Origin of the sequence: Rhizobium sp. C104, from assembly GCF_022354505.1 — a bacterium.
Taxonomy (GTDB): domain Bacteria; phylum Pseudomonadota; class Alphaproteobacteria; order Rhizobiales; family Rhizobiaceae; genus Rhizobium; species Rhizobium redzepovicii.
Map to the genome: position 1 here is coordinate 2,571,161 of NZ_CP092348.1, position 25,037 is coordinate 2,596,197.

At 61.9% G+C, this 25,037-nt stretch carries 22 protein-coding genes and 2 pseudogenes; 15 read left to right on the plus strand and 9 right to left on the minus strand.

Annotation, left to right across the window (positions count from 1 at the left end; translation table 11 throughout):
- Positions 1 to 221: 221 nt before the first annotated feature.
- Positions 222 to 1,637 carry a metalloprotease TldD gene (gene tldD, locus MF410_RS14040; RefSeq protein WP_097624096.1) on the plus strand — a complete coding sequence of 472 codons (1,416 nt, stop codon included), beginning with the start codon at positions 222 to 224 and terminating at the stop codon, positions 1,635 to 1,637.
- 17 nt (positions 1,638 to 1,654) lie between these two features.
- Complete coding sequence (locus tag MF410_RS14045; protein ID WP_097624095.1) at positions 1,655 to 2,146, plus strand: GNAT family N-acetyltransferase; 492 nt, start codon at positions 1,655 to 1,657, stop codon at positions 2,144 to 2,146.
- 16 nt (positions 2,147 to 2,162) lie between these two features.
- On the opposite strand, the gene MF410_RS14050 is transcribed toward MF410_RS14045, so the two are convergent.
- Positions 2,163 to 2,480, minus strand: coding sequence for a pyrophosphatase (locus MF410_RS14050; protein ID WP_097624094.1), 318 nt, complete (start codon positions 2,478 to 2,480; stop codon positions 2,163 to 2,165).
- Positions 2,481 to 2,557: 77 nt separating this feature from the next.
- Complete coding sequence (locus MF410_RS14055; RefSeq protein ID WP_097624093.1) at positions 2,558 to 3,841, minus strand: D-alanyl-D-alanine carboxypeptidase family protein; 1,284 nt, start codon at positions 3,839 to 3,841, stop codon at positions 2,558 to 2,560.
- Positions 3,842 to 4,058: 217 nt separating this feature from the next.
- Between MF410_RS14055 and MF410_RS14060 the strand changes: the two genes are divergently transcribed.
- Positions 4,059 to 5,096 (plus strand): polysaccharide deacetylase family protein, encoded by a 1,038-nt coding sequence (locus tag MF410_RS14060; RefSeq protein WP_239619823.1) that lies wholly within the window; start codon positions 4,059 to 4,061, stop codon positions 5,094 to 5,096.
- Between the two features lie 6 nt (positions 5,097 to 5,102).
- Here MF410_RS14060 and pdxH read toward each other — a convergent pair whose 3' ends face one another.
- Entirely contained in the window at positions 5,103 to 5,723 is a 621-nt protein-coding gene (pdxH, locus tag MF410_RS14065; protein WP_097624091.1) for a pyridoxamine 5'-phosphate oxidase, read from the minus strand.
- A 65-nt stretch (positions 5,724 to 5,788) separates the two neighbouring features.
- Between pdxH and MF410_RS14070 the strand changes: the two genes are divergently transcribed.
- From MF410_RS14070 to MF410_RS14085, 4 genes are all read left to right on the plus strand, one after another.
- Positions 5,789 to 6,247 carry an RT0821/Lpp0805 family surface protein gene (locus MF410_RS14070; protein WP_097624090.1) on the plus strand — a complete coding sequence of 153 codons (459 nt, stop codon included), beginning with the start codon at positions 5,789 to 5,791 and terminating at the stop codon, positions 6,245 to 6,247.
- Between the two features lie 293 nt (positions 6,248 to 6,540).
- Positions 6,541 to 7,701 carry a DnaJ C-terminal domain-containing protein gene (locus MF410_RS14075; RefSeq protein WP_097624089.1) on the plus strand — a complete coding sequence of 387 codons (1,161 nt, stop codon included), beginning with the start codon at positions 6,541 to 6,543 and terminating at the stop codon, positions 7,699 to 7,701.
- 122 nt (positions 7,702 to 7,823) lie between these two features.
- On the plus strand, positions 7,824 to 8,642 hold the full coding sequence (gene fabI, locus MF410_RS14080) for an enoyl-ACP reductase FabI (protein WP_049736024.1): 819 nt from the start codon (positions 7,824 to 7,826) through the stop codon (positions 8,640 to 8,642).
- 21 nt (positions 8,643 to 8,663) lie between these two features.
- The gene (locus MF410_RS14085; protein ID WP_097624088.1) at positions 8,664 to 9,254 is read left to right on the plus strand and encodes a histidine phosphatase family protein; all 591 of its coding nucleotides are present in this window, start codon (positions 8,664 to 8,666) and stop codon (positions 9,252 to 9,254) included.
- 30 nt (positions 9,255 to 9,284) lie between these two features.
- On the opposite strand, the pseudogene MF410_RS36780 reads toward MF410_RS14085, so the two are convergent.
- Together MF410_RS36780 and MF410_RS14095 are read right to left on the minus strand one after the other, a co-directional pair.
- A pseudogene (locus MF410_RS36780) lies at positions 9,285 to 9,528 on the minus strand (DUF1902 domain-containing protein).
- Between the two features lie 21 nt (positions 9,529 to 9,549).
- Positions 9,550 to 9,810 (minus strand): DUF1344 domain-containing protein, encoded by a 261-nt coding sequence (locus MF410_RS14095; protein ID WP_003569889.1) that lies wholly within the window; start codon positions 9,808 to 9,810, stop codon positions 9,550 to 9,552.
- Between the two features lie 241 nt (positions 9,811 to 10,051).
- On the opposite strand from MF410_RS14095, the pseudogene MF410_RS14100 reads away from it, so the two are divergent.
- The 3 genes and pseudogenes from MF410_RS14100 (at position 10,052) to ribB (ending at position 15,587) form a co-directional block, all read left to right on the plus strand.
- Positions 10,052 to 13,224 (plus strand): annotated as a pseudogene (locus MF410_RS14100) (EAL domain-containing protein).
- Between the two features lie 152 nt (positions 13,225 to 13,376).
- Positions 13,377 to 14,474 (plus strand): chorismate synthase, encoded by a 1,098-nt coding sequence (gene aroC / locus MF410_RS14105; protein ID WP_097624086.1) that lies wholly within the window; start codon positions 13,377 to 13,379, stop codon positions 14,472 to 14,474.
- Between the two features lie 9 nt (positions 14,475 to 14,483).
- Positions 14,484 to 15,587, plus strand: a complete 1,104-nt coding sequence (ribB, locus tag MF410_RS14110; protein WP_097624085.1) for a 3,4-dihydroxy-2-butanone-4-phosphate synthase — start codon at positions 14,484 to 14,486, stop codon at positions 15,585 to 15,587.
- A 38-nt stretch (positions 15,588 to 15,625) separates the two neighbouring features.
- Here the strand turns inward: ribB and MF410_RS14115 are convergent, their stop codons facing one another.
- Positions 15,626 to 16,816 (minus strand): winged helix-turn-helix domain-containing protein, encoded by a 1,191-nt coding sequence (locus MF410_RS14115; protein WP_097624084.1) that lies wholly within the window; start codon positions 16,814 to 16,816, stop codon positions 15,626 to 15,628.
- A 293-nt stretch (positions 16,817 to 17,109) separates the two neighbouring features.
- Between MF410_RS14115 and MF410_RS14120 the strand changes: the two genes are divergently transcribed.
- The 3 genes from MF410_RS14120 to MF410_RS14130 are packed head-to-tail and all read left to right on the plus strand — an operon-like array spanning position 17,110 to position 18,980.
- On the plus strand, positions 17,110 to 17,784 hold the full coding sequence (locus MF410_RS14120; protein ID WP_097624083.1) for an ABC transporter ATP-binding protein: 675 nt from the start codon (positions 17,110 to 17,112) through the stop codon (positions 17,782 to 17,784).
- A complete protein-coding gene (locus MF410_RS14125; protein WP_097624082.1) occupies positions 17,784 to 18,392 on the plus strand; it encodes an energy-coupling factor transporter transmembrane protein EcfT in 609 nt (202 codons plus the stop codon). The genes MF410_RS14120 and MF410_RS14125 overlap by 1 nt, the downstream gene beginning before the upstream one ends.
- A 24-nt stretch (positions 18,393 to 18,416) precedes the next feature.
- Positions 18,417 to 18,980, plus strand: a complete 564-nt coding sequence (locus tag MF410_RS14130) for a biotin transporter BioY (RefSeq protein WP_239620428.1) — start codon at positions 18,417 to 18,419, stop codon at positions 18,978 to 18,980.
- Between the two features lie 144 nt (positions 18,981 to 19,124).
- Here the strand turns inward: MF410_RS14130 and MF410_RS14135 are convergent, their stop codons facing one another.
- The 3 genes from MF410_RS14135 to MF410_RS14145 form a co-directional block, all read right to left on the minus strand.
- Positions 19,125 to 20,270: an acyltransferase gene (locus tag MF410_RS14135; RefSeq protein ID WP_097624081.1), complete on the minus strand. Its 1,146-nt coding sequence runs from the start codon at positions 20,268 to 20,270 to the stop codon at positions 19,125 to 19,127.
- Positions 20,271 to 20,833: 563 nt separating this feature from the next.
- Complete coding sequence (locus tag MF410_RS14140; protein WP_097624080.1) at positions 20,834 to 22,399, minus strand: methionine--tRNA ligase; 1,566 nt, start codon at positions 22,397 to 22,399, stop codon at positions 20,834 to 20,836.
- A 252-nt stretch (positions 22,400 to 22,651) separates the two neighbouring features.
- The gene (locus MF410_RS14145; protein ID WP_097624079.1) at positions 22,652 to 23,545 is read right to left on the minus strand and encodes a LysR substrate-binding domain-containing protein; all 894 of its coding nucleotides are present in this window, start codon (positions 23,543 to 23,545) and stop codon (positions 22,652 to 22,654) included.
- A 198-nt stretch (positions 23,546 to 23,743) separates the two neighbouring features.
- Here MF410_RS14145 and MF410_RS14150 point away from each other — a divergent pair, with 198 nt between their 5' ends.
- Both MF410_RS14150 and MF410_RS14155 read left to right on the plus strand, forming a co-directional pair.
- Positions 23,744 to 24,130, plus strand: a complete 387-nt coding sequence (locus MF410_RS14150) for an ectoine synthase (RefSeq protein ID WP_131711368.1) — start codon at positions 23,744 to 23,746, stop codon at positions 24,128 to 24,130.
- Positions 24,131 to 24,306: 176 nt separating this feature from the next.
- Positions 24,307 to 24,924, plus strand: coding sequence for a 2'-5' RNA ligase family protein (locus tag MF410_RS14155; protein ID WP_097624077.1), 618 nt, complete (start codon positions 24,307 to 24,309; stop codon positions 24,922 to 24,924).
- The last annotated feature ends 113 nt before the right edge of the window (positions 24,925 to 25,037 follow it).

Sequence of the window (25,037 nt, forward strand, 5' to 3'; positions counted from 1 at the left end):
TGCGCGTCGCCGGACAGGGATTAGGAGAGGGTGTGCCGCGTGGCCCCCTCATCGCCTGCCGGCACCTTCTCCCCGAGCTTCCCGCTCTTTGGAAGCATCCCCTCTCCTAGATATCCTGCCCAACAAAGAATATTCCGCCGCAGGGCTTCACTCCTTATCATGAGGAGCCCTATCTAGATGCGTAAGCGCATCCCCGAACGCATGCCCATTGGAGCCAGACCATGACCACCGATCTCCTGACGCTATTCGATGCCGACGAAGCCACGATGCGTGGTCTGGTCGCCGAGGCGCTCGCCGGCGCCGATGACGGCGAGCTGTTTATCGAGCATGCGCAGGCCGAAGCGCTGACCTTCGACAATGGCCGGCTGAAGGGCGGCAGCTTCAACACCGAGCAGGGATTCGGCCTGCGCGCCGTTGCCGGCGAAGCGGTGGGCTACGCCCATGCCGGCGATCTCTCGGTGGCGGCGCTGAAGCGGGCGGCGGATGCGGTGGGCGCGGTGACGCGCGGCTATTCCGGCTCCTATGCGGCCGCCCCGCAAGGCACCAACAAGAAATTCTACGGCGACCAGAACCCGATCGGCCAGCCGAGCTTCGAGGAGAAGGTCAAGGTTCTGCAGGATATCGACGCCTATCTCAGGGGCAAGAACGACAAGGTGCGGCAGGTGACGGCGTCGGTGGCGGCGAGCTGGCAGGTGGTCGACATCCTGCGCGCCGACGGGCATCGCGTGCGCGACATCAGGCCGATGACCCGCATCAACATCTCGGTCATGGTCGGCGAAGGCGATCGCCAGGAAAGCGGCTCCTACGGCAGCGGCGGGCGTATCGGTTTCGGCGATTTCATCGCCGAGGGCAGCTGGCAATACGGCGCCGACGAGGCGCTGCGCCAAGCGCTCGTCAACCTCGAGGCGATCGATGCGCCGGCAGGCACGATGGATGTCGTTCTCGGTTCCGGCTGGCCGGGCGTGATGCTGCACGAAGCCGTCGGCCACGGGCTGGAAGGCGATTTTAACCGCAAGAAGACGTCGGCCTTTGCCGGCTTGCTCGGCCAGATGGTCGCCGCTCCCGGCGTGACCGTCGTCGACGACGGCACGATCGACAACCGCCGCGGCTCGATCACCATCGACGACGAGGGCACGCCTTCCGGCTACAACGTGCTGATCGAGAACGGCAAGCTCGTCGGCTATATGCAGGATCGGCAGAATGCCCGGCTGATGGGCATGGCGCCGACCGGCAACGGCCGCCGCCAGGGTTATGCCCATGTGCCGATGCCGCGCATGACCAACACCTATATGCTCGGCGGCGACAAGACGCCCGAGGAAATCATCGCCTCGGTGAAGAAGGGCATCTATGCCGTTTCCTTCGGCGGCGGCCAGGTGGATATCACCTCAGGCAAGTTCGTCTTCGGCTGCACCGAGGCCTATCTGATCGAGAACGGCAAGGTCGGCGCGCCGATCAAGGGCGCGATGCTGATCGGCAATGGCCCGGATGCGATGAAGCGGGTGTCGCTGATCGGCAACGACATGAAGCTCGATACCGGCATCGGCAATTGCGGCAAGGGCGGCCAATGGGTTCCGGTCGGCGTCGGCCAGCCGCATCTGCGCATGGATCAGATCACCGTCGGCGGCACCCAGACCTGAGGCGAAAGGAGCCTGTCATGGCGGAGGTCGAGATCAGGCGTTTTGCGGAAGGCGACGCCGATGCCGTGCTTTCGGTGATCCTGCCGATCCAGCGCGAAGAGTTCGGCATCGACATCACCGCCGACGCGCAGCCGGATCTGAGGGTCATCCCGGATTTCTATCAGTCCGGCAAGGGAGAGTTCTGGGTCGCCGTCAAGGATGGCGCCATCGTCGGCACGCTGGGCTTGAAGGACATCGGCAATCATCAGGCGGCCCTGCGCAAGATGTTCGTTGCCGCTGAGGTTCGCGGCCGCGAACATGGGGTGGCGGCGCTGCTTCTCGACCGCATGTTCGCCCATGCCAGGGATGCCGGCCTGACCGATATCTTCCTCGGCACGACCGACAAATTCGTCGCCGCCCATCGCTTCTACGAAAAGAACGGCTTTACCGAGATCGCCAAAAGCGCCCTGCCCCGCGCCTTCCCGCTGATGGCGGTGGACACCAAGTTCTATCGGCATAAGGTCGGCTGAAGGCCACCGGCATGCTTCAGCTCTTCGGCGCCTCCGCCGGCTGAAACAGCCACTTGCGTTCGATCGCCGCGGCAAGGTCGATATCATTGCGGCGGGCAAATAGCAGCAGATGACCGAGAAGGTCGGCGGTCTCGTCGGCCAGATCGCGCCGCATCTCGTCAGGCGAGCGGCCTTTCGCACGGCCGCGGCCGGTCAGCCGGTTCCAGGCCTGCGTCAGCTCGCCCATTTCCTCCTGCAGCTTCAACAGGAACCAGTCGGCATCGCGTTCGATGCCGTTGGCGGCGACATGGGAGGCGGATGAGATTTCGAACTGATCGGCAAGACGACGCAACATCGGCGTTCTCCTTTTGTTTATGGAGGAGACGCTGATTCCCGATGCTTGTCCAGAAGTCGATTGCCTGACTGCGGCGATCAGCCGTGGTCAGGCAGCAGCATGCAGTCGTAGGAGCGCTGCTTCAGCGCATCGCAGGCGGAAACGGCAGCATCCTTGCTGGCGAAACCGACGAAGCGGGCACGGTAGATCTTGTTGGCGCCCTTGCCGACTGCTTCGGTATAGGGCGAGGCTGAACTGAGCGGCGCGCCGCCTTCAGACTTCGCCTGGGCGAGAAGTGCACGCGCAGCATCGGCGCTCGGGGCGGCCGAGATCTGGATCTGCCAGTCGCCGTCGGACTTTTCTGCCGACATTTTCGGCGCCTTGCCGGCGTTCAGGATTTCGTCCATTGCGACGGGACGCTCCAGCGGCACGACGGCGTCATCGGCATAGGCCAGGCTCTTTGCTGCAAGATCGTCGGCCGGGCGCGGTGCGCTGAGCGGCACCGGAACATCGGAATCGTCGGCGGCAGACGCCACTTCGACAGGCTCCCTGGCGCCGACGCTCGCCACCAGCTTGGCGCCGCCGGAAGAGGAGGCACGGCCGAGATAACGGTCGAGCAGACCGGCCATCTTGTCGTCACGGCTGCGGGCGGTGCGGCCGCCGAGCACGACGCCGACGACGCGGCGGTTGCCGTCCCGAACAGCGCTGACGAGATTGAAGCCGGAGGCGTTGGTGTAACCGGTCTTGATGCCGTCCATGCCCTGGTAGCGGTACATGAGATTGTTGTGGCCGCGCACGGTGCGGCCGCGGAAATTGAAGCTTGCCACCGAAAACAGCCGGTATTCGTTCGGATAATTCTTCATCAGCGCGATGGCGAGCGTCGACATATCACGCGCCGTGGTGACCTGGCGGCCGTCCGGCAGGCCGGAGGCGTTGACGAAGACGGTGCGGCTCATGCCGAGCTGGCGGGCCTTGGCCGTCATCATCCGGGCAAAACCGCTTTCCGAGCCGCCGAGCTTCTCGCCCATGGCCGAGGCGGCATCATTGGCGGATTTGATGATCATGCCATAGACCGCCTCGCGCACGGTGATCGTGCCGCCGGCCTTGACGCCGAGCTTGGTCGGCGGCCGGGAAGCGGCGTATTTCGACATCTTGATCGGCGTATCCCAGGCGATCTTGCCGCGTTTCAGCGCTTCGAAGGTGAGATAGAGCGTCATCATCTTCGTCAGCGAGGCCGGATGGTTCAACGTATCGGCGTTCTCGGCGGCGAGAACCTTGCCGGTGCGGGCATCGAGGACCAGTGAAGCGCTGCCGGCCAGGGCCGCAAGAGGCGCCGAAACGGCCAGCGTTACGGTCAAAACAGCCGCCAGAAGCGTTCTCATGCAGTTCCCCTTGATGCGTCGGCGCTCGATCGGATCGGCGTTGTGCCGTAACGTGACAGAAGCGGCAAGTTTGGCGCGACTTTGAGGCAACTCCTACCATTTTTCTAGCCTTTTCATTGCCTTGGTTAACAGGAAATGAAAGGAGCCGTGCGAAATCGGGATTCAGCAAGGCTTAAGTCGCGCTTGCTAGTTTGCGGCAAAAAGCAACGGACGGCGCATGATGGGACAATTCCGGCGACTGGCAAAACGCGCGGCGATCGGCGTCGGGCTCGAGCTTTCCTGGCTGATTGCCGCCGCCGGGCTGATGCGCCAGGCGCGCGGACGCGGCGTCGTCTTCACGCTGCATCATGTCCGCCCGTACGTGCCGGAGGCTTTCGAGCCGAATGCGCATCTCGAAATCACCCCCGGCTTTCTCGATACGGCGCTGCGGCGGCTGAAGCGGGAGGGCTATCGTTTCGTGCCGCTCGATCAGGTGCCGGCGCTGCTGGCCGAGCCCGAGGGCGGAACGCCGTTTGCTGCCTTCACGCTCGACGACGGCTACACAAACAATCTGGAGCACGCGCTGCCGGTGTTCGAACAGCATCGGGCGCCGTTCACAGTGTTCGTTGCCAAGGGTTTTGCCGAGGGCTCGCACAGCATTTGGTGGGAGACGCTCGCCGCCCTCTTACGCCGGTCAGGCGAACTTCGCTTCGACTTCGGCCGTGGCAGCGAACGGCTGGCGCTCGACGATCCGCAGCAGCAATGGGATGCCTTCGACCAATTCGCCGCCTTTATCCACCGGTCCGACGAGGCGTGCGCCGTCGCCGCGATCGACATGCTGGCGCGGGAAAACGGCATCGAGCCAACCGATCTCACCCGCGCGCTGGTGATGGAGCCCCGCCAGTTGCAGCGGCTCGCGGCCCATCCGCTCGCCACACTCGGCGCCCATACGATCAGCCATCGGGCGCTGGCCCGCCTGCCGGAGGCCGAAGCGCGGATAGAAATGCAGGTTTCGGCCGATTACGTCGAGGCGGTGAGCGGCATTCGCCCCAAGACGATCGCCTATCCCTACGGCACGCCGGAGGCTGCGACCAGCCGCGAGGCGGCGATCGCCCGCAATCTCGGCTTCGAGCTTGCGGTCACCACCCAGCCGGGCCTGCCGGAGGCGAGGAAAACCGGCTATCTCAGCCGCATTTCGCTGAACGGCTTCTACCAGAAGCGACGCTACGTCTCAGCGCTTGCCTCCGGCATTCCGCTGAAGCTGATGGGCAAATAGCGCCGCTTACGGATACATCCTGACCTTCTCCCATGCGCCTTCCGCCAAGGCCCGTCGAAATTCGATGCGGTCATGCAGGCGGAAATTCTGGTCCTTCCAGAACTCGATCGAGGTCGGCCGGATGCGGAAGCCCGACCAGTGGGCGGGGCGCGGAATTTCGCCGATGGCATAACGGGCAGTATATTCGGCCACCGCCTTTTCAAGCGCGAATCGGCTTTCGAGCGGGCGGGATTGTTTCGAAGCCCAGGCGCCGATGCGGCTCCCGCGGGCCCGCGTCTTGAAATAGGCGTCGGCTTCGGCGTCGGTGACGATCTCGACCGGGCCGCGCAGCCTGACCTGGCGGCGCAGGCTTTTCCAGTGGAAACACATGGCGGCCTTTTTCTGGCCGAGAATTTCACGGCCTTTCTGGCTCTCGAAATTGGTGTAGAAGACGAAACCGTTGTCGTCGAATCCCTTCAGGAGAACCATGCGGACATTGGGAAGACCATCCTCATCGACCGTTGCCAGCGCCACGGCGTTCGGGTCATTGGGTTCGGAAGCCTCCGCTTCGCCAAGCCATTCGGCAAAGAGCTTGAAGGGTTCGCCACTTTCGGTAAAGTCACCGCTTGTTAACTCGTTTGCCGACATATTGGTTCAAATGCCCCGGATTATTCAAAACTCGCCCAGCTTTTGATAACTGGACAGGATGCAGGGTGGAAGTCATAGCAAAGTCATATCGCCATACAAAGGGCCTGCGGCATCGCAGCAGCACGTTCTTCGTCATCGGCGCCGCAATGCTTTCGCTTTCCGGCTGCCTAGCAGGCGGTATGGATTTTCTCAGCGAAGCCAAGGTCGACCGATCGGTGGCAACCGGCACGGTGCCGCAGACGCCGCCGAGCACCGATACGCTGTCGGACGAGATGACCGTGCGCAATGCCGTGACCTCGGCTGATGTGCAAAGGCTCGAGGGCCAACCGCTTCCCTGGGCGAATGCATCGACAGGCAGCGCCGGCGTCATCGATACGATCGTCGAGAATAACGAGTCGGGCCAGGTTTGCCGCCAGTTCCGCACGACGCGGCATTCCTATGTCGGCATCGCCAAATTCTACGGCAAGACCTGCCTCGTCGGCGGCGGCAACTGGCAGCTCTTGAGCTTCCAGCCGGAAAGCTGATCCGGCGGGAAAGCTGCTCCGGCGGGAAAGCTGATCCGGCTCGCCGACAGGTTAACGCCCGACACCTTTCGGCCGAATGCTTAGCAAAGAGCTAACCATTCGGCGCAAAACACCCCACATCTCTCCATAGAAATAAGAAGTGATTAGCAACTCCGACGCACGATCAGCGTTGAGAGTGGTTGTCCCTGCCTGTGCGACGGGATGGCGCGAATTGTTATTGGGCTTTTGATTTCGGAATTTCGGGATGCCGGGCAAGGACGTGGCTTCCCGCATCGCAACACCGGCGGTTTAACATGCGCGATCCTTATAAAATTCTGGGCGTCAAGCGCGACGCGGCAGCGGACGAGATCAAGGCGGCCTGGCGCAATATGGCCAAGTCAGCCCATCCCGACCACAATCAGGGTGACCCGACGGCAACCGCCCGGTTCGCCGAGATCGGCCGCGCCTATGAAACGCTGAAGGACCCGCGCAAACGCAGCCTGTTCGACAATGCCGTGCGGATGGCGGAAGCAAAGAAGAACGAACAGACGATCATGCAGCAGCGCCAGGCCGCACGTGAGGCCGCAGTGCGCGCCAAGGCGGCGCAGGCCAATGCCGAGCGGGTGATGGAAGAGCTTGCGCGCGCCGCCCAGAAGGCCGCCGCCGACGGCTCCAGACAACAGGCAGGATCGGCCGAGCCCGCCGACGAGATGGTCGATCGCATTTTCGGCGCTCAGGCCCGCGCTGCGGCCGGCGGCCAGGCGCAGGCTCGCGCGCAACGGGCGCAATACCAGCAGGCTGGCGAGGCCGGCAGGCGCGTGGATGGCGACGCCGCCGAGGGTGAAACCAAGGGCGACGAGGAGGCCGGCGAGGCTGGGCCAAATGCCGGCGCCAACCTGCCGCTGCCGCTCAGCATCCTGACATCCCTGGTGCGCCGGTTCACCGGCGCCAAGGATACCGGCCTGGAAAAAGCCCCCGACGAGGTGGCGACGGCGACGGTGACGATCGACGACGTGCTGAAAAGCGGTTGGATCACCGCCTCACTGCCGGAGGGTCGCGAGATCGGTTTCGCGTTGCCGGCCGGCACCAAGGATGGTCACGAGCTGCGGCTCAAGGGACAAGGCTTCAAGCTGCCGGGCATGCAGCGGGGCGATGCCGTCATCAACATTCGCATTGCGCCCGATCCACGCTTCACGGTCGCCGGTTTCGATCTGCATGCGGTGCTGCCGCTCAGCATCGAAAATGCCGTGCTCGGCACCGAGGCGCGTATCGAAGGACCGAGCGGGCCGCTGAACGTGACGATCCCCGCATGGTCCGGCTCGGACAAGACGATTAGAATTCCCGGCCAGGGATTGCCTCGCGAAGAGGGCGGCAGAGGCGATCTCGTCGTCGAATTGCGCATTATCCTGTGGGAAAAGCCCGACGACAAAGTCACCGATCTCATGCGGAGCATGCGCGAAGGCCTGTTCCTGTGAAATATTTATGACTTTCGCACCCTTTGTTACGAAACCTAACAGTTGATGATCCAGGCCAAGCTTGAACCGATTAGCGGCCTATGCCATAGGCAGGATCAATCAGAATTCCTAGGGAGCGAAATATGGCTCAAGCATCCGGCCTCATGGCAGGCAAACGCGGCGTTATCATGGGTGTCGCCAACAATCGCTCGATTGCGTGGGGTATTGCCAAGGCCATTCATGCGCAGGGCGGAGAAGTCGCGCTCACCTACCAGGGCGATGCGCTGAAGAAGCGCGTCGAGCCGCTTGCCGCCGAAATCGGCGCAACGCTGGTCGGACACTGTGACGTTGCCGACGAAGCCACCATCGACGAGGTTTTCGCAAACGTCGAAAAGCTCTGGGGCAAGATCGATTTCCTGGTGCATGCGATCGGCTTCTCCGACAAGGACGAGCTCACCGGCCGCTACGTCGACACCTCGGCCGACAATTTCGCCAAGACGATGCAGATCTCCGTCTATTCCTTCACCTCGGTCGCACGCCGCGCCGAGAAGCTGATGACGGATGGCGGCGCTATGCTGACGCTGACCTATTACGGCGCCGAAAAGGTGATGCCGAACTATAACGTCATGGGTGTCGCCAAGGCCGCGCTCGAAGCGAGCGTCAAGTATCTGGCCGTCGACCTCGGACCGCAGAACATCCGCGTCAACGCCGTCTCGGCCGGCCCGATCAAGACGCTCGCAGCCTCCGGCATCGGCGATTTCCGCTATATTCTGAAGTGGAACGAATACAACGCGCCGCTGCGCCGCACCGTCACCATCGAAGAAGTCGGCGATGTCGGCCTCTATCTGCTGTCCGATCTCTCGCGCTCCGTCACCGGCGAAGTGCACCATGCCGACAGCGGCTATCATGTCATCGGCATGAAAGCGGTCGACGCCCCTGACATTTCGGTCGTCAAGGACTGAAGCATTCCCGGAGCAGAGACCGTGCTTATCTACGTGATCAGACACGGTCAGACCGACTGGAATGCCGAGCGCCGCCTGCAGGGCCAGAAGGACATCCCGATGAACGCCACGGGCCTGGAACAGGCCCGGCAGAACGGGGTGGCGCTTGGCGAAATTCTCGGCGACACGGTCGATGAATTCGATTTCGTCGCAAGCCCGCTGCAACGCACGCGCGCGACCATGGAAATCGTCCGCGGCGCCATGGGCCTGCCGCCGTTTGCCTATCGCACCGATCCGAGGCTGGTCGAGATCTCCTTCGGTGACTGGGAGGGCTCGACGCTCAAGGAGTTGAAGGCCACGCAGCGCGAGCGGGTGGCCGAACGCAATGCTTCGAAATGGGATTTCATCCCGCCCGGCGACGACGCGGAAAGCTACGAGATCCTCTCCTGGCGCACCGGCTCATGGCTGCAATCCGTCGACCGCCCGACCGTCTGCGTCACCCATGGCGGCGTCATCCGCACACTGTTCCAGATGATCGCCGACCTGCCGAAGAGCAGCGCTGCCGAAGGCGGGATCCCGCAGGACCAGATTGTCAGGATCGATACTACTGAGCGGACGATCGTCTGGCTGTAGGGCGTTGCCGCATCTTAGCCCGCGATAGGCTCACTTTGTGGGATTGGGGATGCCGACGAGTTGTTCGGCTATGATGTGGATCGGGATTTCCGGCTGGTTAGAGGTAAAACCGTTCAGCTCGAGAAGGCCGGCTGCAACAGCGATAAGTTTAGGCTTGGGGGCTTCGAAGGGTACCGGCTTCAATGGCCAGTCCTTCGATATCGTTGCTGCTGGCGACCCAAACGCCAGCCTCTTCATCCCAATCAGCACGCACGACGATCGAAGCATGCTTCATGCCATCCTCCGCGGACCCGCCCTACTTGACGATATCCAGATCGTTGATGACGCGCTTGCCGTCGACCTCGGTATAGAAGACGATCACCTTCACGCCGGCTTCGAGGCCGTCGAAATTGAATTCCTCAGGCGCCTGATAGGTTTTGCCGTCGTCGAGCGTCAGCACCAGATTGGCGGTATCGACCTTCTTGATCGTCGCCTCGACATCGGCGCTCTCGGCAAAACCGCTCATCGGCGACAGGAAACTTGCTGTTGCCAAAAGCGTGGCGACGACGAAACGCATGGCGACAATCCTTTTCAGACGCTGCACGAGAACATGACTGGCCACAGATAGCCTCCTGAATATGGCGAAAATTGCCCGGAAGAATGGCTTTTCCCGCCTAATTGATGAATAGGATTTTAAATATAATCAAGACGCCGTGTTAACCGCTGCTTTTGCCTTCCCATGATTTTTGGCATCGCTTGCGGGCAATCGTAAATTAACCCCCACGCCCTAAAGTCGCCCGGAAGACGGGAGTTTCATTTTGCTATTCAGGCTGAGCGACAACAAGCAGTTACGGCGCGTGTTGAAGAATACCCGCGTTTCGTTTCTGGTTTCATCGCTTGTCGCCCTTGTCGTCATCATGGTCGGCTTCGGCCTCGACCGGGCCAATACTCAATCCTATGAGCGCGAACTTCATATCCGCACCGAAAGCGAGGCAAACCTCATCCGCGCCCGGGTGATGGCTGAGATCAATATGGACCTCAGCATGGTCCGCGATCTTGCCAATCTGATCTCCGTCAGTGCGGCAAACGGAGAGGAGATGGAGCGGCAGATCAACTGGCTGCTGATCCAGAATCCGTCCTTCATTCACATCGCCGTCGCACCGGATTTCATCATCGACAACGTCTATCCCCGGCTACCCGGCAATGAGGAGATCGGCCGCGACGTGCGCGCAACGCTGTTTTCACGCCAGGCGATGACGCCGGCGGCCGCCGATCTGTCGGCGCGCTTTTATGGCCCTGTCAGCACCGACGGCCGGGACGGCTTTGCCATATTCTTCCCGGTTTTCGTCAAGGAGAACGGCCAACGGCGGCTCTGGGGGCGGTCGAGCTCGTCATCGACCAGCAGATGTTCTACGAGGCGACCGGGCTGATGCCGGCGCGCGACCGCGAGAACCGGGAACGTTTTCCGCATCTCAACCATCTATCGATCGCCCTCCGGGATATCGGCTCATCGGCGAGGGCCGCGACAACCGCGCCGTTCTTCGGGTCGTCCGAGATCGATGACAAGGATCCTATGCGCCAGAAGATCGGCTTTGCCGGCGGCAAGTGGGAACTTTCCGTCGTTCCGAACAGCGGCTGGCACGCGATACCGGAGAACCAGACCGAGCTGCGGCTGATCGTCGTTGCCGCCGGCTGCATCATCATCGTCCCGATCTTCTTCGCGACCCTCCTGCTTGGGGAGCGTAATCGCAATATCACCGAGCTCGAGACGCGCGAAGCGAAACTCAAGGAATTGTCGCAACGGCTCGATCTGGCGTTGGAATCCTCGAATATCGGCATCTGGGAGCTGGATGATCATTCGAGCAGCCTGCTCTGGGATGCACGTGCGGCGGCCCTGCACGGCAAGCCGGCGCAGGAAGGAAGCCGGGCGCTCGACGAATGGCTAACGGCGATCCTGCCCGAGGACCGCGAGATCGCCGAAGTGCATTTCTTCAGCTGCAGCATCGCCGGTGCCGCCTGCACGGCGCAGTACCGTATCGTGCCAGCCGATGGCGGCATCCGTCACCTGCGCTCGGTCGGCGCCTTCTATACCGATGCCGGCGGCGTCAGCAGGACGATCGGCATCGTCTGGGACGTGACCGCCGATGCGGAGACGACCGATACGCTGCGCAAGGCGAAAGACATGAGCGAGGTCAAGAATGCCGAGCTGGAGCTGGCGCTTGAAGAGCTTTCCAGCCGCGAGGGACAACTCGCCGAGCTGTCGAGCCGGCTCGACCTGGCGCTCAACTCCTATCAATGCGGCATCTGGGAAGCGCGGCCCGACCGGGGCGGCTCGATCTGGAACGAGCGCATGCACGAGCTCTATGGGCTTGCGCCGCGCAACGGCTTCATGACCGAGGAGACCTGGCTTGGCTGCATCCACCCCGAGGATCGGGGTCTGGCGCTCGAAAGCGCGCGCCACTTCAAGAAAAATGGCGATACCCACACCCTCGTCTGTCGGGTGATCGTCGATGGCGGCGCGGTGCGCTATGTCCGCTCCGTCGGCAAGGTCCACCAGACGGGGACCGGCGAGATGAAGATCATGGGCATCGCCTTCGATGCCACCGAAGACGTGCTAATGACGATCCGGCTGAAAGCCGCCAAGGACGAGGCGGTCGCCAAGAATATCGAGCTCGAGCTTGCCAAGAACAGGATCGAGCACAATTCGCTGCACGACCCGCTGACCGCGCTTGCCAATCGCCGCAAGCTCGATATCGCGCTCGAAGAATTGACGAATGACGGCCGCCGGCAGCGGCAGAAATTCTCGATCCTGCACATCGACCTCGACCGCTTCAAGGACATCAACGACACGCTTGGCCATGCCGCCGGCGATGCCATGCTGGTGCACGCCTCGAAGGTGCTCGCCAAGAATGTCCGCGGCAGCGATATCGTCGCCCGCATCGGCGGCGACGAATTCGTCATCCTCGCCCTTGATGTCGGCGACACGGAGATGGCACAGCTTTCGGCGCGGATCATCGAAGAGATGCGCCAGCCGATCGATTTCCAGGGTTTTTCCTGCCGCTGCGGCGTGTCGATCGGCGTGGCGCTTGCCAACGGCATTCACGTCGATGCGCGCAAGGTGCTGATCAATGCCGATATCGCGCTCTACCGCGCCAAGAGCACGGGCCGCAACCGCTTCGAATTCTTCAATCACAATCTCCAGGCCGATATCGTCAACACCAAGCGCACGGCCGACGAGATCCTCGCCGGCATCGACAATGGCGAGTTCACCGCCTGGTACCAGCCGCAATTCTCAGCCCGGACGATGGAACTGACGGGTGTGGAGGCGCTGGTGCGCTGGAAACATCCGACCAAGGGGTGGCTGACGCCAGACAAGTTCCTGCGCATCGCCGACGAGATCAATGTCGTGCAGATGCTCGACAGGATCGTGCTGGAAACGGCGCTGCGCGACAAGATGCGCTGGACGGCGCAAGGCATTGCCGTGCCCAAGGTCTCGGTCAATGTTTCGGCGCGACGGCTGCATGACGGCAGCCTGCTGGAATCGCTCGCCGACCTGCATATCTGCCCCGGCGAGCTTTCCTTCGAACTGGTGGAATCGATCTTCCTCGACGAGAGCGAGGACGTCGTCTCGCACAATCTCGAGCACATCAAGGCGCTCGGCATCGATATCGAGATCGACGATTTCGGCACCGGCCATACCTCGATCGTCAGCCTGTTGAAGCTGAAGCCCAAGCGCCTGAAGATCGACCGCCAGCTGGTGCAGCCGATCGTCGGCGCAACACAGGAGCGGGCGCTGGTCCGCTCGATCATCGACATCGCCCGCTCGCTCGGCGTCGAGACGGTGGCCGAAGGGGTGGAGACGGCGGCCCATGCCGAACTGCTGCGCGATCTCGGCTGCGACATCCTGCAGGGCTATGCCTTCTCGCGGCCGCTCTCCTTCGACGATTTCACCACCGAGGCCACCGGAACGGGATGGCGGCTGGCATCCTGACCGCCTTCCTTTGACAGGGACGGAAACAGCATTTCCGCCACCGCCGGTTTGACGCAAAGAAAGGCTTTTGCCTCGACGGTTTTTTGGCCTATGAGTGTCGCGCCTTTTCAAGCAATGGCGCAACCGGCTTTGGCGCGCCACCGTGGGAACACATGTCGCACAATACATTCGGTCACCTCTTCCGCGTAACCACCTGGGGCGAAAGCCATGGTCCGGCGCTCGGCTGCGTCGTCGATGGCTGCCCTCCGGGGCTGCGCTTCAAGCTCGAGGACCTGCAGGTCTGGCTCGACAAGCGCAAGCCCGGGCAATCCCGCTTCGTGACGCAGCGGCGCGAGGACGACCTGGTGAAGGTGCTCTCCGGCGTCATGCTCGACGCCGACGGCGAGACGATGACGACAACCGGCACGCCGATCTCGATGCTGATCGAAAACACCGACCAGCGCTCCAAGGATTACGGCGAGATCGCCCGGCAATTCCGCCCCGGCCATGCCGATTTTACCTATGACCTCAAATACGGCATTCGCGATTATCGCGGCGGCGGCCGCTCCTCGGCGCGCGAGACCGCAGCAAGGGTCGCCGCCGGCGGCATCGCCCGGCTGGTCGTGCCCGGTGTCACGGTGCGCGGCGCCCTGGTGCAGATCGGCAAGCACAAGATCGACCGCCGCAACTGGGATTGGGATCAGGTCGGCCAGAACCCGTTCTTCTCCCCCGATGCGGCGATCGTGCCTGTGTGGGAAGAATATCTCGACGGCATCCGCAAGAACGGCTCCTCAATCGGCGCCGTCGTCGAAGTGATCGCCGAAGGCGTGCCGGCCGGCCTCGGCGCGCCGATCTATGCCAAGCTCGACCAGGACATCGCCTCGCTGCTGATGTCGATCAACGCCGTCAAGGGCGTCGAGATCGGCAATGGTTTTGCCGCAGCCGAAACCTCAGGCGAAGACAATGCCGACGAGATGCGCATGGGCAATGACGGCACGCCGATCTTCCTTTCCAACAATGCCGGCGGTATTCTCGGCGGGATCTCGACCGGACAGCCTGTCGTGGCACGTTTCGCCGTCAAGCCGACTTCGTCGATCCTGACCGAGCGCCAGTCGATCGATGCCGACGGCAAGAATGTCGATGTCCGCACCAAGGGCCGGCACGACCCCTGCGTCGGCATCCGCGCCGTGCCGATCGGCGAGGCGATGGTCGCCTGCGCCATCGCTGACCATTATCTTCGCGACCGCGGCCAGACCGGCCGCCTGAAATAGGAGCGCCCCATGTCGTATGATCAAAAGCGCGTCGTCGACGCCATCCGGGCTTTCGAGGCCGGCGAGATCGTCGTCGTCATGGACGACAATGACCGCGAGAACGAGGGTGACCTGATTGTCGCCGCCGTGCACACCACGCCGGAGAAGATGGCCTTCATCGTGCGCCACACATCCGGCATCGTCTGTGCGCCGATGCCGAAGGAAGAGGCCAAGCGCCTCAACCTCAACGCCATGGTGGCGGAAAACGACTCGGCCCATACGACGGCCTTCACCGTCTCGGTCGATTTCAAGCACGGCACGACGACCGGCATTTCCGCCGACGACCGGACCCTGACGGTGCGCAACCTCGCCAATCCGAATGTGGGCGCCGCCGATTTCGTCCGGCCCGGCCACATCTTCCCGCTGGTTTCGCGCGAAGGCGGCGTGCTAATGCGCTCCGGCCATACGGAAGCGGCCGTCGACCTCTGCAAACTCGCCGGCCTGCCGCCGATCGGCGTCATCTCGGAACTCGTCAATGACGACGGCACCGTCACGCGCGGCCCGCAGGTGGTCGATTTCGCCGAGCAGCACGGGTTGAAGCTCGTCTCCGTCGCCGATCTCATTGCCTATCGCCAGCGCAAGGAAACGTTGGTCGAGCACGGCACGAGCTTCGACATCGACACACCGTTCGGCAAGGCCAAGGCTCATACCTATTCCCTGCCCTGGGACCCGATGCAGCATCTCGCCGTCGTCTTCGGCGACATCCGCGACGGCGTCGACATCCCGGTGCGCCTGCATCCGGAAAATGTCGCCGAGGATCTCTTCGGCAAGAACAGCCCGGTCGATTTCTACATGCAGAAGATTTCCGAGGAAGGCCGCGGCGTCATCGTCTACCTGCGCGAAGGCTCGGTCGGCGTCGGCCACCACGACAACGGCCGCAAGGCCCGCAACCAGGGCCGCGAAGCCCATGCCGAAGCGCAGAGCCGCGACAGCGAATGGCTGGAAATCGGCCTCGGCGCCCAGATCCTCAAGGACCTCGGCGTCAGCTCGATCAAGCTGCTCACCAGCCGCGAGCGCCACTATGTCGGGCTGGAAGGTTTCGGGATCAAGATCAGCAAGACGGAGATTTGCTGAGGCTCGGAGAAGCCCCCTCCCCACAAGGGGGAGGGGTTTTATCCTCTCCAGCCGTCGAGCAACACAACCTTCTCTACCCCCGCAAACCGCGCCAGCCGCTCCAGCTCGGCTTCCAGCCTCTCCAGCCGCCCGGCTGACGGCTTCACGCCAGGCTCCAGCCAGAGCCGCTTGACATCGAGCGTCGACTTTTTCCGATCCGCCTTCATGTCGATGCGGCCGATCAGCCTGTCACCTTCGAGCAGCGGGAAGACGTAATAGCCATATTCGCGCTTCGGCTCGGGGACGAAAATCTCGATGCGGTAGAAGAAGCCGAACAGGCGTTCGGTGCGGTTGCGGTCGCGGATCATCGGGTCGAAGGGGCTGAGTACGCGGATGCGCGGCGGTGCGGCGGGGTAGTTGTCGAGCGTCGAGAGGAAATCGGCAAAGGCCCAGGAGGGGCGCGGCTTGGCTCCGAGCGCCGGTTCGATCAGCACTTCGGCGAGCTCGTCGCGATGGGCTGATACCCAGGCCTTGGCTTCCTCGGGCGAGACGAGGTTCCAGAAGGCCGATATCTCGCCATGGGTGGCAAAGCCGAGGCGGGTGAGCGCGCTGCGGCAGGCCCAGTCGATAAAGTCCTCGCGGCTCACCTCCGGCTCACGGAATTCGGCCGGGATGACGCGCTCGGTGAGATCGTAGATCTTCTGGAAGTTCGATCGGCCGGCGATGGCGAACTTGCCGGTGTGCCAGAAATATTCGAGCGCCGTCTTGTTCGGATGCCAGTTCCACCAGCCGCCGGAAACATGGCCGTCGGCCTTGATGTCGCGCGCTAGGATCGCCCCGTCGCGCTCGACGCGCTGATAGGTCTCCTCGAAGGCCGCCTCGAAGCCTTCGCCGCGCCATTTGCGCCAGCGCTCGACGATGACCTTCTCCTGATGGCGGAACTTGTGCTTCCAATAGACGAAGAAGGCGCTCGGCAGGATCGAGGCGTCGTGCGTCCAGTGCTCGAACAGCGCGCCGTCCTTTTCGAGCAGTGCCGTCAGATGCTCGCGCCGATAAGTCTGGTTGCGGGAGAACAGGATCTGATGATGCGCCCGCTCGACCGTCTGGATGCTGTCCACCTGAACGAACCCCAGCTCGCCGATCAGTTGCAGCAGCCCCTGCTTGGTCAAAGCGCGGTTCGGCGGGGCGCTGAGGCCCTGCTTGGCGAGGAAGACCCGGCGGGCGTCGGAATTGGAGAGCAGATTCGTCATGGATACATCATAACGCGGAAAATCTTCCTAGCCACCCGATATCGCTATCGGATGTCGACAGCGAGGTTTGCTCTTTGTAGAAGCACTGCTGTCAGGTCGGCGCCAATGACTGCCCCTCACCCTAAACCTCTCCCCGTTTTGACGTGGAGAGGGGACGTGCCAGACGCAGCGTCGAGGTAGAAGGAGATGGTGCGGCATATCCCCTTCTCCCCGCCTGCGCGGAGAAGGTGGCGGCAGCCGGATGAGGGGCCGGGATCGGCAATCTCCTCCGATGAAAAATGCGAGGAACTGGTTTGGACATACACTTCGAAGGCGCCGGGGTCAGTTTCGGAACGCGGGTGGCGCTCGCGCCGCTCACGCTCGGCATCAGCGGCAAACGCATCGGCGTCATCGGGCTCAATGGCTCGGGCAAGACCACGTTTGCGCGGCTGATCAACGGGCTGACCAAGCCGACGGTCGGGCGGGTCACCGTCAACGGCCGTGACACGGCCGACGAGAAGACGGCGGCAGCCGATGTCGGCTTCATCTTTCAGTCGCCGCAGAACCAGATCATCATGCCGATCGTCCGGGACGACATCGCCTTCGGGCTGAAGCGGCGCGGCTTCACCAAGGCGGAGATCGAGGCGAAAGTCGAGGGCGTGCTGGCCCGCTTCGGCGCCGAGGCGCTGGCCGGGCGGCGGGCGCACGAGCTTTCCGGCGGCGAGCTGCAGGTGGCAGCCCTCTGCTCGGTGCTGGCGACGGGGCCCGGTATTCTGATCCTCGACGAACCCACAAACCAGCTCGATCTCAAAAACCGGGCGCTGGTCGAAGGAATTATCGCCGGACTTGCCGAAAGCGCCATCGTCATCACCCATGATCTGGAGCTGATCGCCGGTTTCGAGCGGGTGCTGCTGTTTCATGAAGGGCGGCTTGCCGCGGATGCGCCGGCGACTGAGGCGATCGCCCGCTACAGGGAGATCGCCCTCTGATGCAGTCGCTCTATGTCGAAGGCAACAGCGCAATGCATCGGCTTTCGCCGCGGGTGAAACTGCTGTCGCTTGCGATCTTCAGCATCGTGCTGTTCATCACCGGCAATCTCGTGCTGCTGTCTCTCGCCGTGCTGGCGGCGGCGATCCTCTATCGCATGGTCGGCCTGCCGATGGGCGCCGCGCTGAGGCGGCTGCGGCCGATCTTTCTGACGATCGCGGTCGTCGCGCTCTTCAACCTGCTCTTCAATCCCTGGCAGCAGGCGCTCGTGCCGCCGCTGCGGCTGACGGCGCTGATGCTGCTTGCCGCCGCCGTGACGGCGACGACGTCGATCACCGCCTTCATCGACGAAGTGACGGCACTTGCCCGCCCGCTGGAGCGTACGGGCCGGGTGCGGGCCGACGATATCGGGCTGGCGCTGGGCCTGGTCTTGCGTTTCGTGCCTGAAATCGTCGACCGTTACCAGGCGATCCGCGAGGCACACAGGGCGCGCGGGCTGAAGGTCCGGCCGGCGAGCCTGCTTGCGCCGCTGATCATCCTGACGCTCAAGGATGCGGATAATATCGCCGCGGCGATTGACGCGCGCGGCATTCGACGGCATGGAAGTTAATCAATTTTAACCACGGAATTCATGATGAGCACCCGCGACCTCGTTCTCACCGCCCTCTTTGCCGCAATCATCGTGGCGCTCGGCCTGCTGCCGCCGATCCCGCTCGGCTTCATTCCGGTGCCGATCACCGCGCAATCGCTCGGCGTCATGATGGCCGGCGTCGTGCTCGGCGCCCGGCGCGGCGCCATTGCCGTGCTGATCGTGCTCTTGCTCGTCGCCATCGGCCTGCCGGTGCTTTCCGGCGGCCGCGGCGGGCTTGCGATCTTCGCCTCGCCGACGGCCGGCTTCCTCATCGGCTGGATCTTTGCCGCCTTCGTCACCGGTTACCTCAGCGAGCGGCTGATCAACGACCGGCAGTCCGGCGTGGTGCAGACGGTCAGCTTCTTCCTCACCGCCATGGTCGGCGGCATCGTCGTTCTCTATGCTTTCGGCATCACCTATCTCGCGACGGTCGCCGGTCTCGGCTTCCCGAAAGCCTTCGTCGGCTCGATGGCTTTCGTTCCCGGCGATGTGATCAAGGCCTTTGTCGCCGCCCTCCTCGGCCGCGCCGTCATGGTCGGCTATCCCCTGCTGCCGGCGCGCGCATAAAGCATAGGCACGCTATCGCAAATGCACCAATGGCCGCCTTCAGGCTCAAAGGCGGCCATTGCGCTTTTCTAAGGGCTGCGTTGAACATCGATTGCGTCATCGGCCAGATCCAGCGACGCCGGGGCCATGAGAGAACTCGAGCAGCTAAACCCGAGACTCCTTTGCCTGAAAACGCGGGGCCCATTGACCAAGCCTCTCGAAAACCGTGCGCAAAACGCTGCGGATGGGAGGCTCTCCCCATTTGCACGCGGCGAGCGACATCAGACAGACGATCGCAATGGCCAAACCGAGTGCCGGCAGCGGTGTCACTCCCAAACCGGTCAGCCAATCGAGAAACTGAATGCCGATGGCAAAATGCAGGAGGTAGAGCGGATAGGTCATCGAACCGAGGGTTTTGACCGCTTGGAGGAAGGCTTTTGGCAGACGACTGATCTGCCGGCCATAGGCGACGCTCGCGGCGATGAATATCAGCCCCGCCACCCAGAGGAAGATTGCCGGAAACGGCGAGAAGGAGTGACCAGCTGCGGCAAGCGTTCGCTCGCTGGTGCTGCCGGCTGCCATGTAAATCTGAGTGGCACCCGCTACCAGCGCGAAGACGAAACCCACCCACGAAACCCTGCTCATCCGGGTTTGAGACAAAAGCCAGATGTAGATGTAGATGCCGATGGCGAATTGGCAGCCGTAGTAAAAGGGAACGGCCCGCCAGGCAGTATCGGTGAATATCGCCAGCACCTCTGAATCGGGAAAGGCGTTCAACAGAGTGATGAAACCCGTGCTTGCCAACGACAGGCCGAGCGCCAGCGCTGGCATCCTCGCCCTTTGACCGGCCGCACACAGGATGAAGACAAGGGCGTAGAAACAGATCTCACAGGCCAACGTCCAATATTGACCGTCTATCCATGGGCCGCCGGGGTACAGCGTGATCGACCGAAGAAAGTTCTTGATAATCCGCCTGTTAACATCCTGCGTTGCGATGAAGAGGAGTGTCAGTGACCCACATATCCATACCGCCGGATATAGCCGCAGAATTCGCCCCTTCAGAAACGACATCGCGGTAGCCGAAGCGGCAGAGTTGATGATGACGAGCCCTGAGATGACGAAGAACAGTTCGACGCCAACCCAGCCGGGTTGGGCAATATTCTCAATCACGGGCATTTTGTAGGGTCTGAGATATAAGGGCGAAGCCCAGGAAGCAAATCCAAGATGAAACATCGTTACCATTAACGCACACACAAATCGCAATGCGTCGATACCGTAAATATACGGACTGCCAGCTTCGGATTTTACCATAGTGATCCCCCCAGAACCTCGTCCAATACTACCTGGACTTGGATATCGAGGCAACGCACTCGCAATCAGGGTGGCAATCATTGATTGTATGGCAGGTCAATTCGCCCACTGCCCGTCAGACCGGCATAACCCGGAATCCGGGCAACAAAAAACCGCCTTGAGGCGGTCGGTCATTCTATCGATTTCAGTTTGATTTAGTCTCCTCCACCTCCGTCGCCGCCGTCACAGCCCCCGTCGTCCGAGGCATCAAACGAGCCTCCACCGCCATCGCCGGAGCTTGCTGAACTGCGCTTGCCACTCGCAACTATCAGGGCAAAAACCAAGATGAAGCATGCGAAGGGCATGGCATCCGAGAAAAATGTGTCCAATCAGTATCCTTTCGTTTGCATCGAGAAATCTTGTTTCCCTATGAAAATAATAGATTATTTTCTCGATCCGGACAATTGCTCTAGTATGAAACTTTTATGACATTCCGGATCGCGTCAAAACGCCCTCTCTTGTCACCGCCCTCCCGACCCTGCGCTGCTGTCGCTGCAGCGCAGGGTATCCGGCCCCGGGATGATTCAAGCTGCCGCTCTTTGTGGGAAGAGCACGGCTTGCGGGGCAGCCTTGGCCCCAGCCACGATCAGCGGATCCCGATAGAGCCGAGGAGACGGTATTCCCAGCCTGGAGTGCAGCGTTGCGGCCGAGCCCGGCAGCAACGGGAGTAGGCAGCGGGCAACGATCGCAAGGCCGCAGACCTGCTCCGCCAGGCAAGCGCCAAGACGTTCGGCGGTCACCTTGCGATCCTCCGGAGCGGGATCGCAAAGCAGCGCTTTCGCATCAGCCCATGGTGCGCCTTTTGTAAATCGCCGGTTCGCCTCACCGACAAACTCGAAAATATCAGCGAGGCCGACATGCAACTCGTAGGCATCGAAGGCCTCCGCCACCTTGCCCGGAAGGCGGTAAGCTTTCTGCACGAACTCGCTCTCCGGTACGGGCGGTACGATGCCGCCGAACGACTGATATAAAAGGGTAAGCACCCGGTTGGCGAGATTGCCGAGCTGGCCTGCGAGCTCTCCCGCCCATGCGGCTTCGAGACGCTCGCCCGAGAAATCGCCGTCGTCTCCCGAGCGTATATGCCGGAGCAGGTAATATCGCAGCGCGTCCGGCGTTCCGTAGGCGTCGATGATGCCTTCGGGATCAATGCCGTTGCCGGCCGACTTGCCGATCTTCCTGCCGTCCACCGTGACATAGCCGTGCACCAGGATCGACGACGGCGGCGGCAGGCCGGCGGACAGCAGGATGGCCGGCCAGTAGATGGCGTGGAACTTGGAGATGCCCTTGCCGACGACGTGGATGCTTTCTCCGCGATTCCAATAGCGCTGCTGGAGCACCTGATCGGATCCGTGCCCCAGACCTGTAAGATAGTTCGCCAGGGCGTCGAACCAGACATAGACGACGTCACCTGCTTCGGGGCCACCCCCATCGGGAACCGGAACGCCCCAGCCTCGCGCTCGTTCGGCGCTGCGCGACACGCTGATGTCGGTCAGGCCACGCCGCAGCAGGGCAAGGACCTCGTTGCGCCGATGGGCTGGAACGATGCGAAGCTCACCAGTTTCGACGAGTTCACGGAGTTTGCCGCCATATCGGGATAGACGGAAGAACCAGTTCTCCTCACGGACGATCTCAAGAGCGATCCCATGTTCCGGGCAGCGCCCGTCATCGAGTTCCGATGGCTCGTAGAATTGCTCGCAGCCGACGCAGTAGAGGCCCTCATAGGCCTTGCGATAGAGGTCGCCGGTGTCAGCGCAGGCCCGCCATAAGGCGTGGACACAAGCGACATGCCTTGGATCACGGGAGGTGCAGACGAATTCCTGGTTGGAGATATCGAGCCGGCCGCCAAGGCGCTCGAACCTGTCGGCGTTGGCATTGACGAAGTCCCTCACCTGCAGTCCCGCGGCTTCCGCGGCCCTGACATTCTTCAGGCTGTTGTCATCGGTCCCGCACTGGAACCTGACGTCATGGCCGAGGAGCCTGAGATGACGGGCATAGGCATCGGCCTGGACGAGTTCCAGGGCAAAACCCACATGCGGCGCGGCATTCACATAGGGGATGGAAGTGGTGATATAGATATCCGCCTTGTTCATCGGTGTTTCCTTTCGAAGGCTGTTATTGCCGGCGAGACGGATCGACCCATGAAAAAACCGCCTCGAGGGCGGTTGCTGGTGCATTATGGACGCACGAAACCCGCCACGCTATGAGCGCGGCATCATCATCACGAAAGTGCTGATCACGTTGTTGTCCATACCATTTTTCTAGCATCAAGCGTGGTTTCGAACAAGCGCGCTGTTTGGGCCGGCGCGCTTTGCCCTCCCGTTGAGCGCCCGCCTTGGCGGAGCTTATTCAACGATCGGTGAGCCGGCGGATCGGCATTCCTTCGTGAACCACTCCGTAAAACGACGCACCGGCTTTTTCGCCCAGGAACTGGTGATCAGGTAATATCCCTGGGTCTCGGCGGTCGAGATGTCCGAAAGCACGACGAGGTCGCCGCGATCGATCTCTCGCCGAAACACTTCGACCGGGCATAATGCCACCCCATGCCCGGCTATTACCGCCGTGGCAAGGATGTTGAAGTCCTGAAATATCGGCCCGCGAACCGGCTCGGGCGCCTTCATCTCAGTCTTCCGGAACCATTCTTTCCAGCCGTCGACGGATTCGTCGTGCAGCAGGTCGGCCGCTGCAAAGGGAATACTGCCGACAGTCCAATTCCGCTTGGCCAGATAATGAATGCTGGCCACCGGCTGGTTGCGGCGGGAGAAAAGCAGGCGGCTCTCCCGTCCTCCCGACAGGTCTTCCCCCATGGTGATGAGAACATCCAGGCTTTCGTCATCGAAGCGTTCCTCGGCTCTGGCGTAAACGATCCTGACGTCGAGATCGGGATCGCTCTCCCGGAACGACGGCAGTGCCGGAACCAGCCAGCGCGACGCGATCGAAGGAATGCAGCCGACCGTGATCGAACGCATATTGTGGTCTCTGCGCATGTTGCCGGTTGCATGGGCGATGGCTGCCAATGAGCCGGAGACGGCAAGATAATATTCGGCACCCGCTGGCGTCAGCGCCACGCCGCGTCCGGATTTTTGGAGCAGCTTGCGCCCCAGCCACGTCTCCAGATGCTTGATCTGGTGGCTGATCGCGGCATGGGTCACATGCAGCTCGTCTCCGGCCTTTGAGAGGCTCATGAGCCGAGCGGTCGCTTCGAAGGCCCTCAATGCGTTCAGCGGCGGCAGCTGCATCTGTTTGAATTCCTCACATGAGAGCCAGGATAGGCTCCTTTATCTACATCAAATTCGGGCATCTACATCAAATTCGGGCGAAACATGTAAATTATTCTAACAGTTTTCTCAATTTAGATCATTTGAAGCAGGCGTGGATTTCAGGGCCTAATGGATCATGGAGATCGAGCTATCTCCGCCATTTTCGAGGAGAACAACATGTTTGTGAGAAGCCTGAAAGACGTGGAGCAGACCGAGCGCTTCGTCGATTGGGGCAATGGCACGAGCCATCGCCTGCTGACGAATGATGACGGGATGGGGTTCACGGTCTGCCACACGGTCGTTCGCGCCAACACGCAAGCTCTGCTGCAATACCGCAACCACCTGGAGGCCTGCTATTGCATCCAGGGCGAAGGCGAGGTCGAGGATATGGACGGCAACGTCTTTCCGATCCGCGTCGGCGACATTTACGTCCTCGATAAACATGATCGCCACTATTTGCGGGGTGGCAAGGACAAGGACCTCATTCTCGTCAGTGTCTTCAATCCACCTTTGAAAGGGACGGAACGTCACGATCTGAACAACAGTAGCGGTTCCGAATACTGAGCCGAGGGACGCGGCGGGGGTGCTGCAATCTTCCTGAGCGGCTCACGATCCTCATCATCCGCCGATCTCCGGCCGGGTCGCCCGTCCTTGGCGAACAGTTTGGCGATGTGATAGCAAGGATCGGAATTGCACGCTCTCGGTGCGGCGTGCCCCGGCTGGGTGGAAGGGTGCTGCCAGTGATCCGCACGAAGGTTGATACGCTGTGGTTCAAGCGGTGCTGCGCGTTTCACCTGCAGTTCCTTCCCGATCGCGAGGCGCTGTCAAAGCTCTGCGTCCTGCAAGACAGCATCGAGCGAGACAGCGCCGCGTCCCTCTCACGCGTCCCGGCCACAAGCCTGCACATGACGGTCGTCACCCTCGTTAATGCGGCAGCCCAATTCGGCATTCCGAACGAGGAGGTCTGGAAGCGGAACGGGGAACAATGGACGGAGATTGTCGAGAGACTGATCGACGAGACCCCACCCTTCGACGTTCATTTTCACGAGGTGGCGGCTTCGGAAGCGGCTATCTTCGTAAAAGCCGAGGAGCCGGCGGAATTGCACAGACTTCGCTCGGCCATTTCACAGGCCATCTGCTTCGAACAGTGGCGTCCAACCCCGCCCCGCATAGCGCATATAACGCTGTTCAGGTTTTTCGCCCAAGAGCCGGTGCCGGCGGTAAGTTTCGACGCAGACTGTTTACCCATGGGAATGCGAGCTGGATCCCTCACCTTGCTGGAAGAGCACGTTTATCCAAACGTCGATATCAATATCCTCAGCGAACCGGTCCTCCGCGGCAAAAGCGCGGAATGCTAAAATGGTTAGCCCACCGGCTCCAGCCGGCTGATGGCAATCAGCGCATGAGCGGCAGCACCAAGCCGAGCCGGCTCAGCGCGCGGCTGCATTGCATCTCGTTCTTCATACAGGAG

Coding starts and splice junctions, on each gene's coding strand:
- tldD (WP_097624096.1), top strand. CDS start 222: ATGACCACCGATCTCCTGACGCTATTCGATGCCGACGAAGCCACGATG.
- MF410_RS14045 (WP_097624095.1), top strand. CDS start 1,655: ATGGCGGAGGTCGAGATCAGGCGTTTTGCGGAAGGCGACGCCGATGCC.
- MF410_RS14050 (WP_097624094.1), bottom strand. CDS start 2,480: ATGTTGCGTCGTCTTGCCGATCAGTTCGAAATCTCATCCGCCTCCCAT.
- MF410_RS14055 (WP_097624093.1), bottom strand. CDS start 3,841: ATGAGAACGCTTCTGGCGGCTGTTTTGACCGTAACGCTGGCCGTTTCG.
- MF410_RS14060 (WP_239619823.1), top strand. CDS start 4,059: ATGATGGGACAATTCCGGCGACTGGCAAAACGCGCGGCGATCGGCGTC.
- pdxH (WP_097624091.1), bottom strand. CDS start 5,723: ATGTCGGCAAACGAGTTAACAAGCGGTGACTTTACCGAAAGTGGCGAA.
- MF410_RS14075 (WP_097624089.1), top strand. CDS start 6,541: ATGCGCGATCCTTATAAAATTCTGGGCGTCAAGCGCGACGCGGCAGCG.
- fabI (WP_049736024.1), top strand. CDS start 7,824: ATGGCTCAAGCATCCGGCCTCATGGCAGGCAAACGCGGCGTTATCATG.
- MF410_RS14095 (WP_003569889.1), bottom strand. CDS start 9,810: ATGCGTTTCGTCGTCGCCACGCTTTTGGCAACAGCAAGTTTCCTGTCG.
- aroC (WP_097624086.1), top strand. CDS start 13,377: ATGTCGCACAATACATTCGGTCACCTCTTCCGCGTAACCACCTGGGGC.
- ribB (WP_097624085.1), top strand. CDS start 14,484: ATGTCGTATGATCAAAAGCGCGTCGTCGACGCCATCCGGGCTTTCGAG.
- MF410_RS14115 (WP_097624084.1), bottom strand. CDS start 16,816: ATGACGAATCTGCTCTCCAATTCCGACGCCCGCCGGGTCTTCCTCGCC.
- MF410_RS14125 (WP_097624082.1), top strand. CDS start 17,784: ATGCAGTCGCTCTATGTCGAAGGCAACAGCGCAATGCATCGGCTTTCG.
- MF410_RS14130 (WP_239620428.1), top strand. CDS start 18,417: ATGAGCACCCGCGACCTCGTTCTCACCGCCCTCTTTGCCGCAATCATC.
- MF410_RS14135 (WP_097624081.1), bottom strand. CDS start 20,270: ATGGTAAAATCCGAAGCTGGCAGTCCGTATATTTACGGTATCGACGCA.
- MF410_RS14140 (WP_097624080.1), bottom strand. CDS start 22,399: ATGAACAAGGCGGATATCTATATCACCACTTCCATCCCCTATGTGAAT.
- MF410_RS14145 (WP_097624079.1), bottom strand. CDS start 23,545: ATGCAGCTGCCGCCGCTGAACGCATTGAGGGCCTTCGAAGCGACCGCT.
- MF410_RS14150 (WP_131711368.1), top strand. CDS start 23,744: ATGTTTGTGAGAAGCCTGAAAGACGTGGAGCAGACCGAGCGCTTCGTC.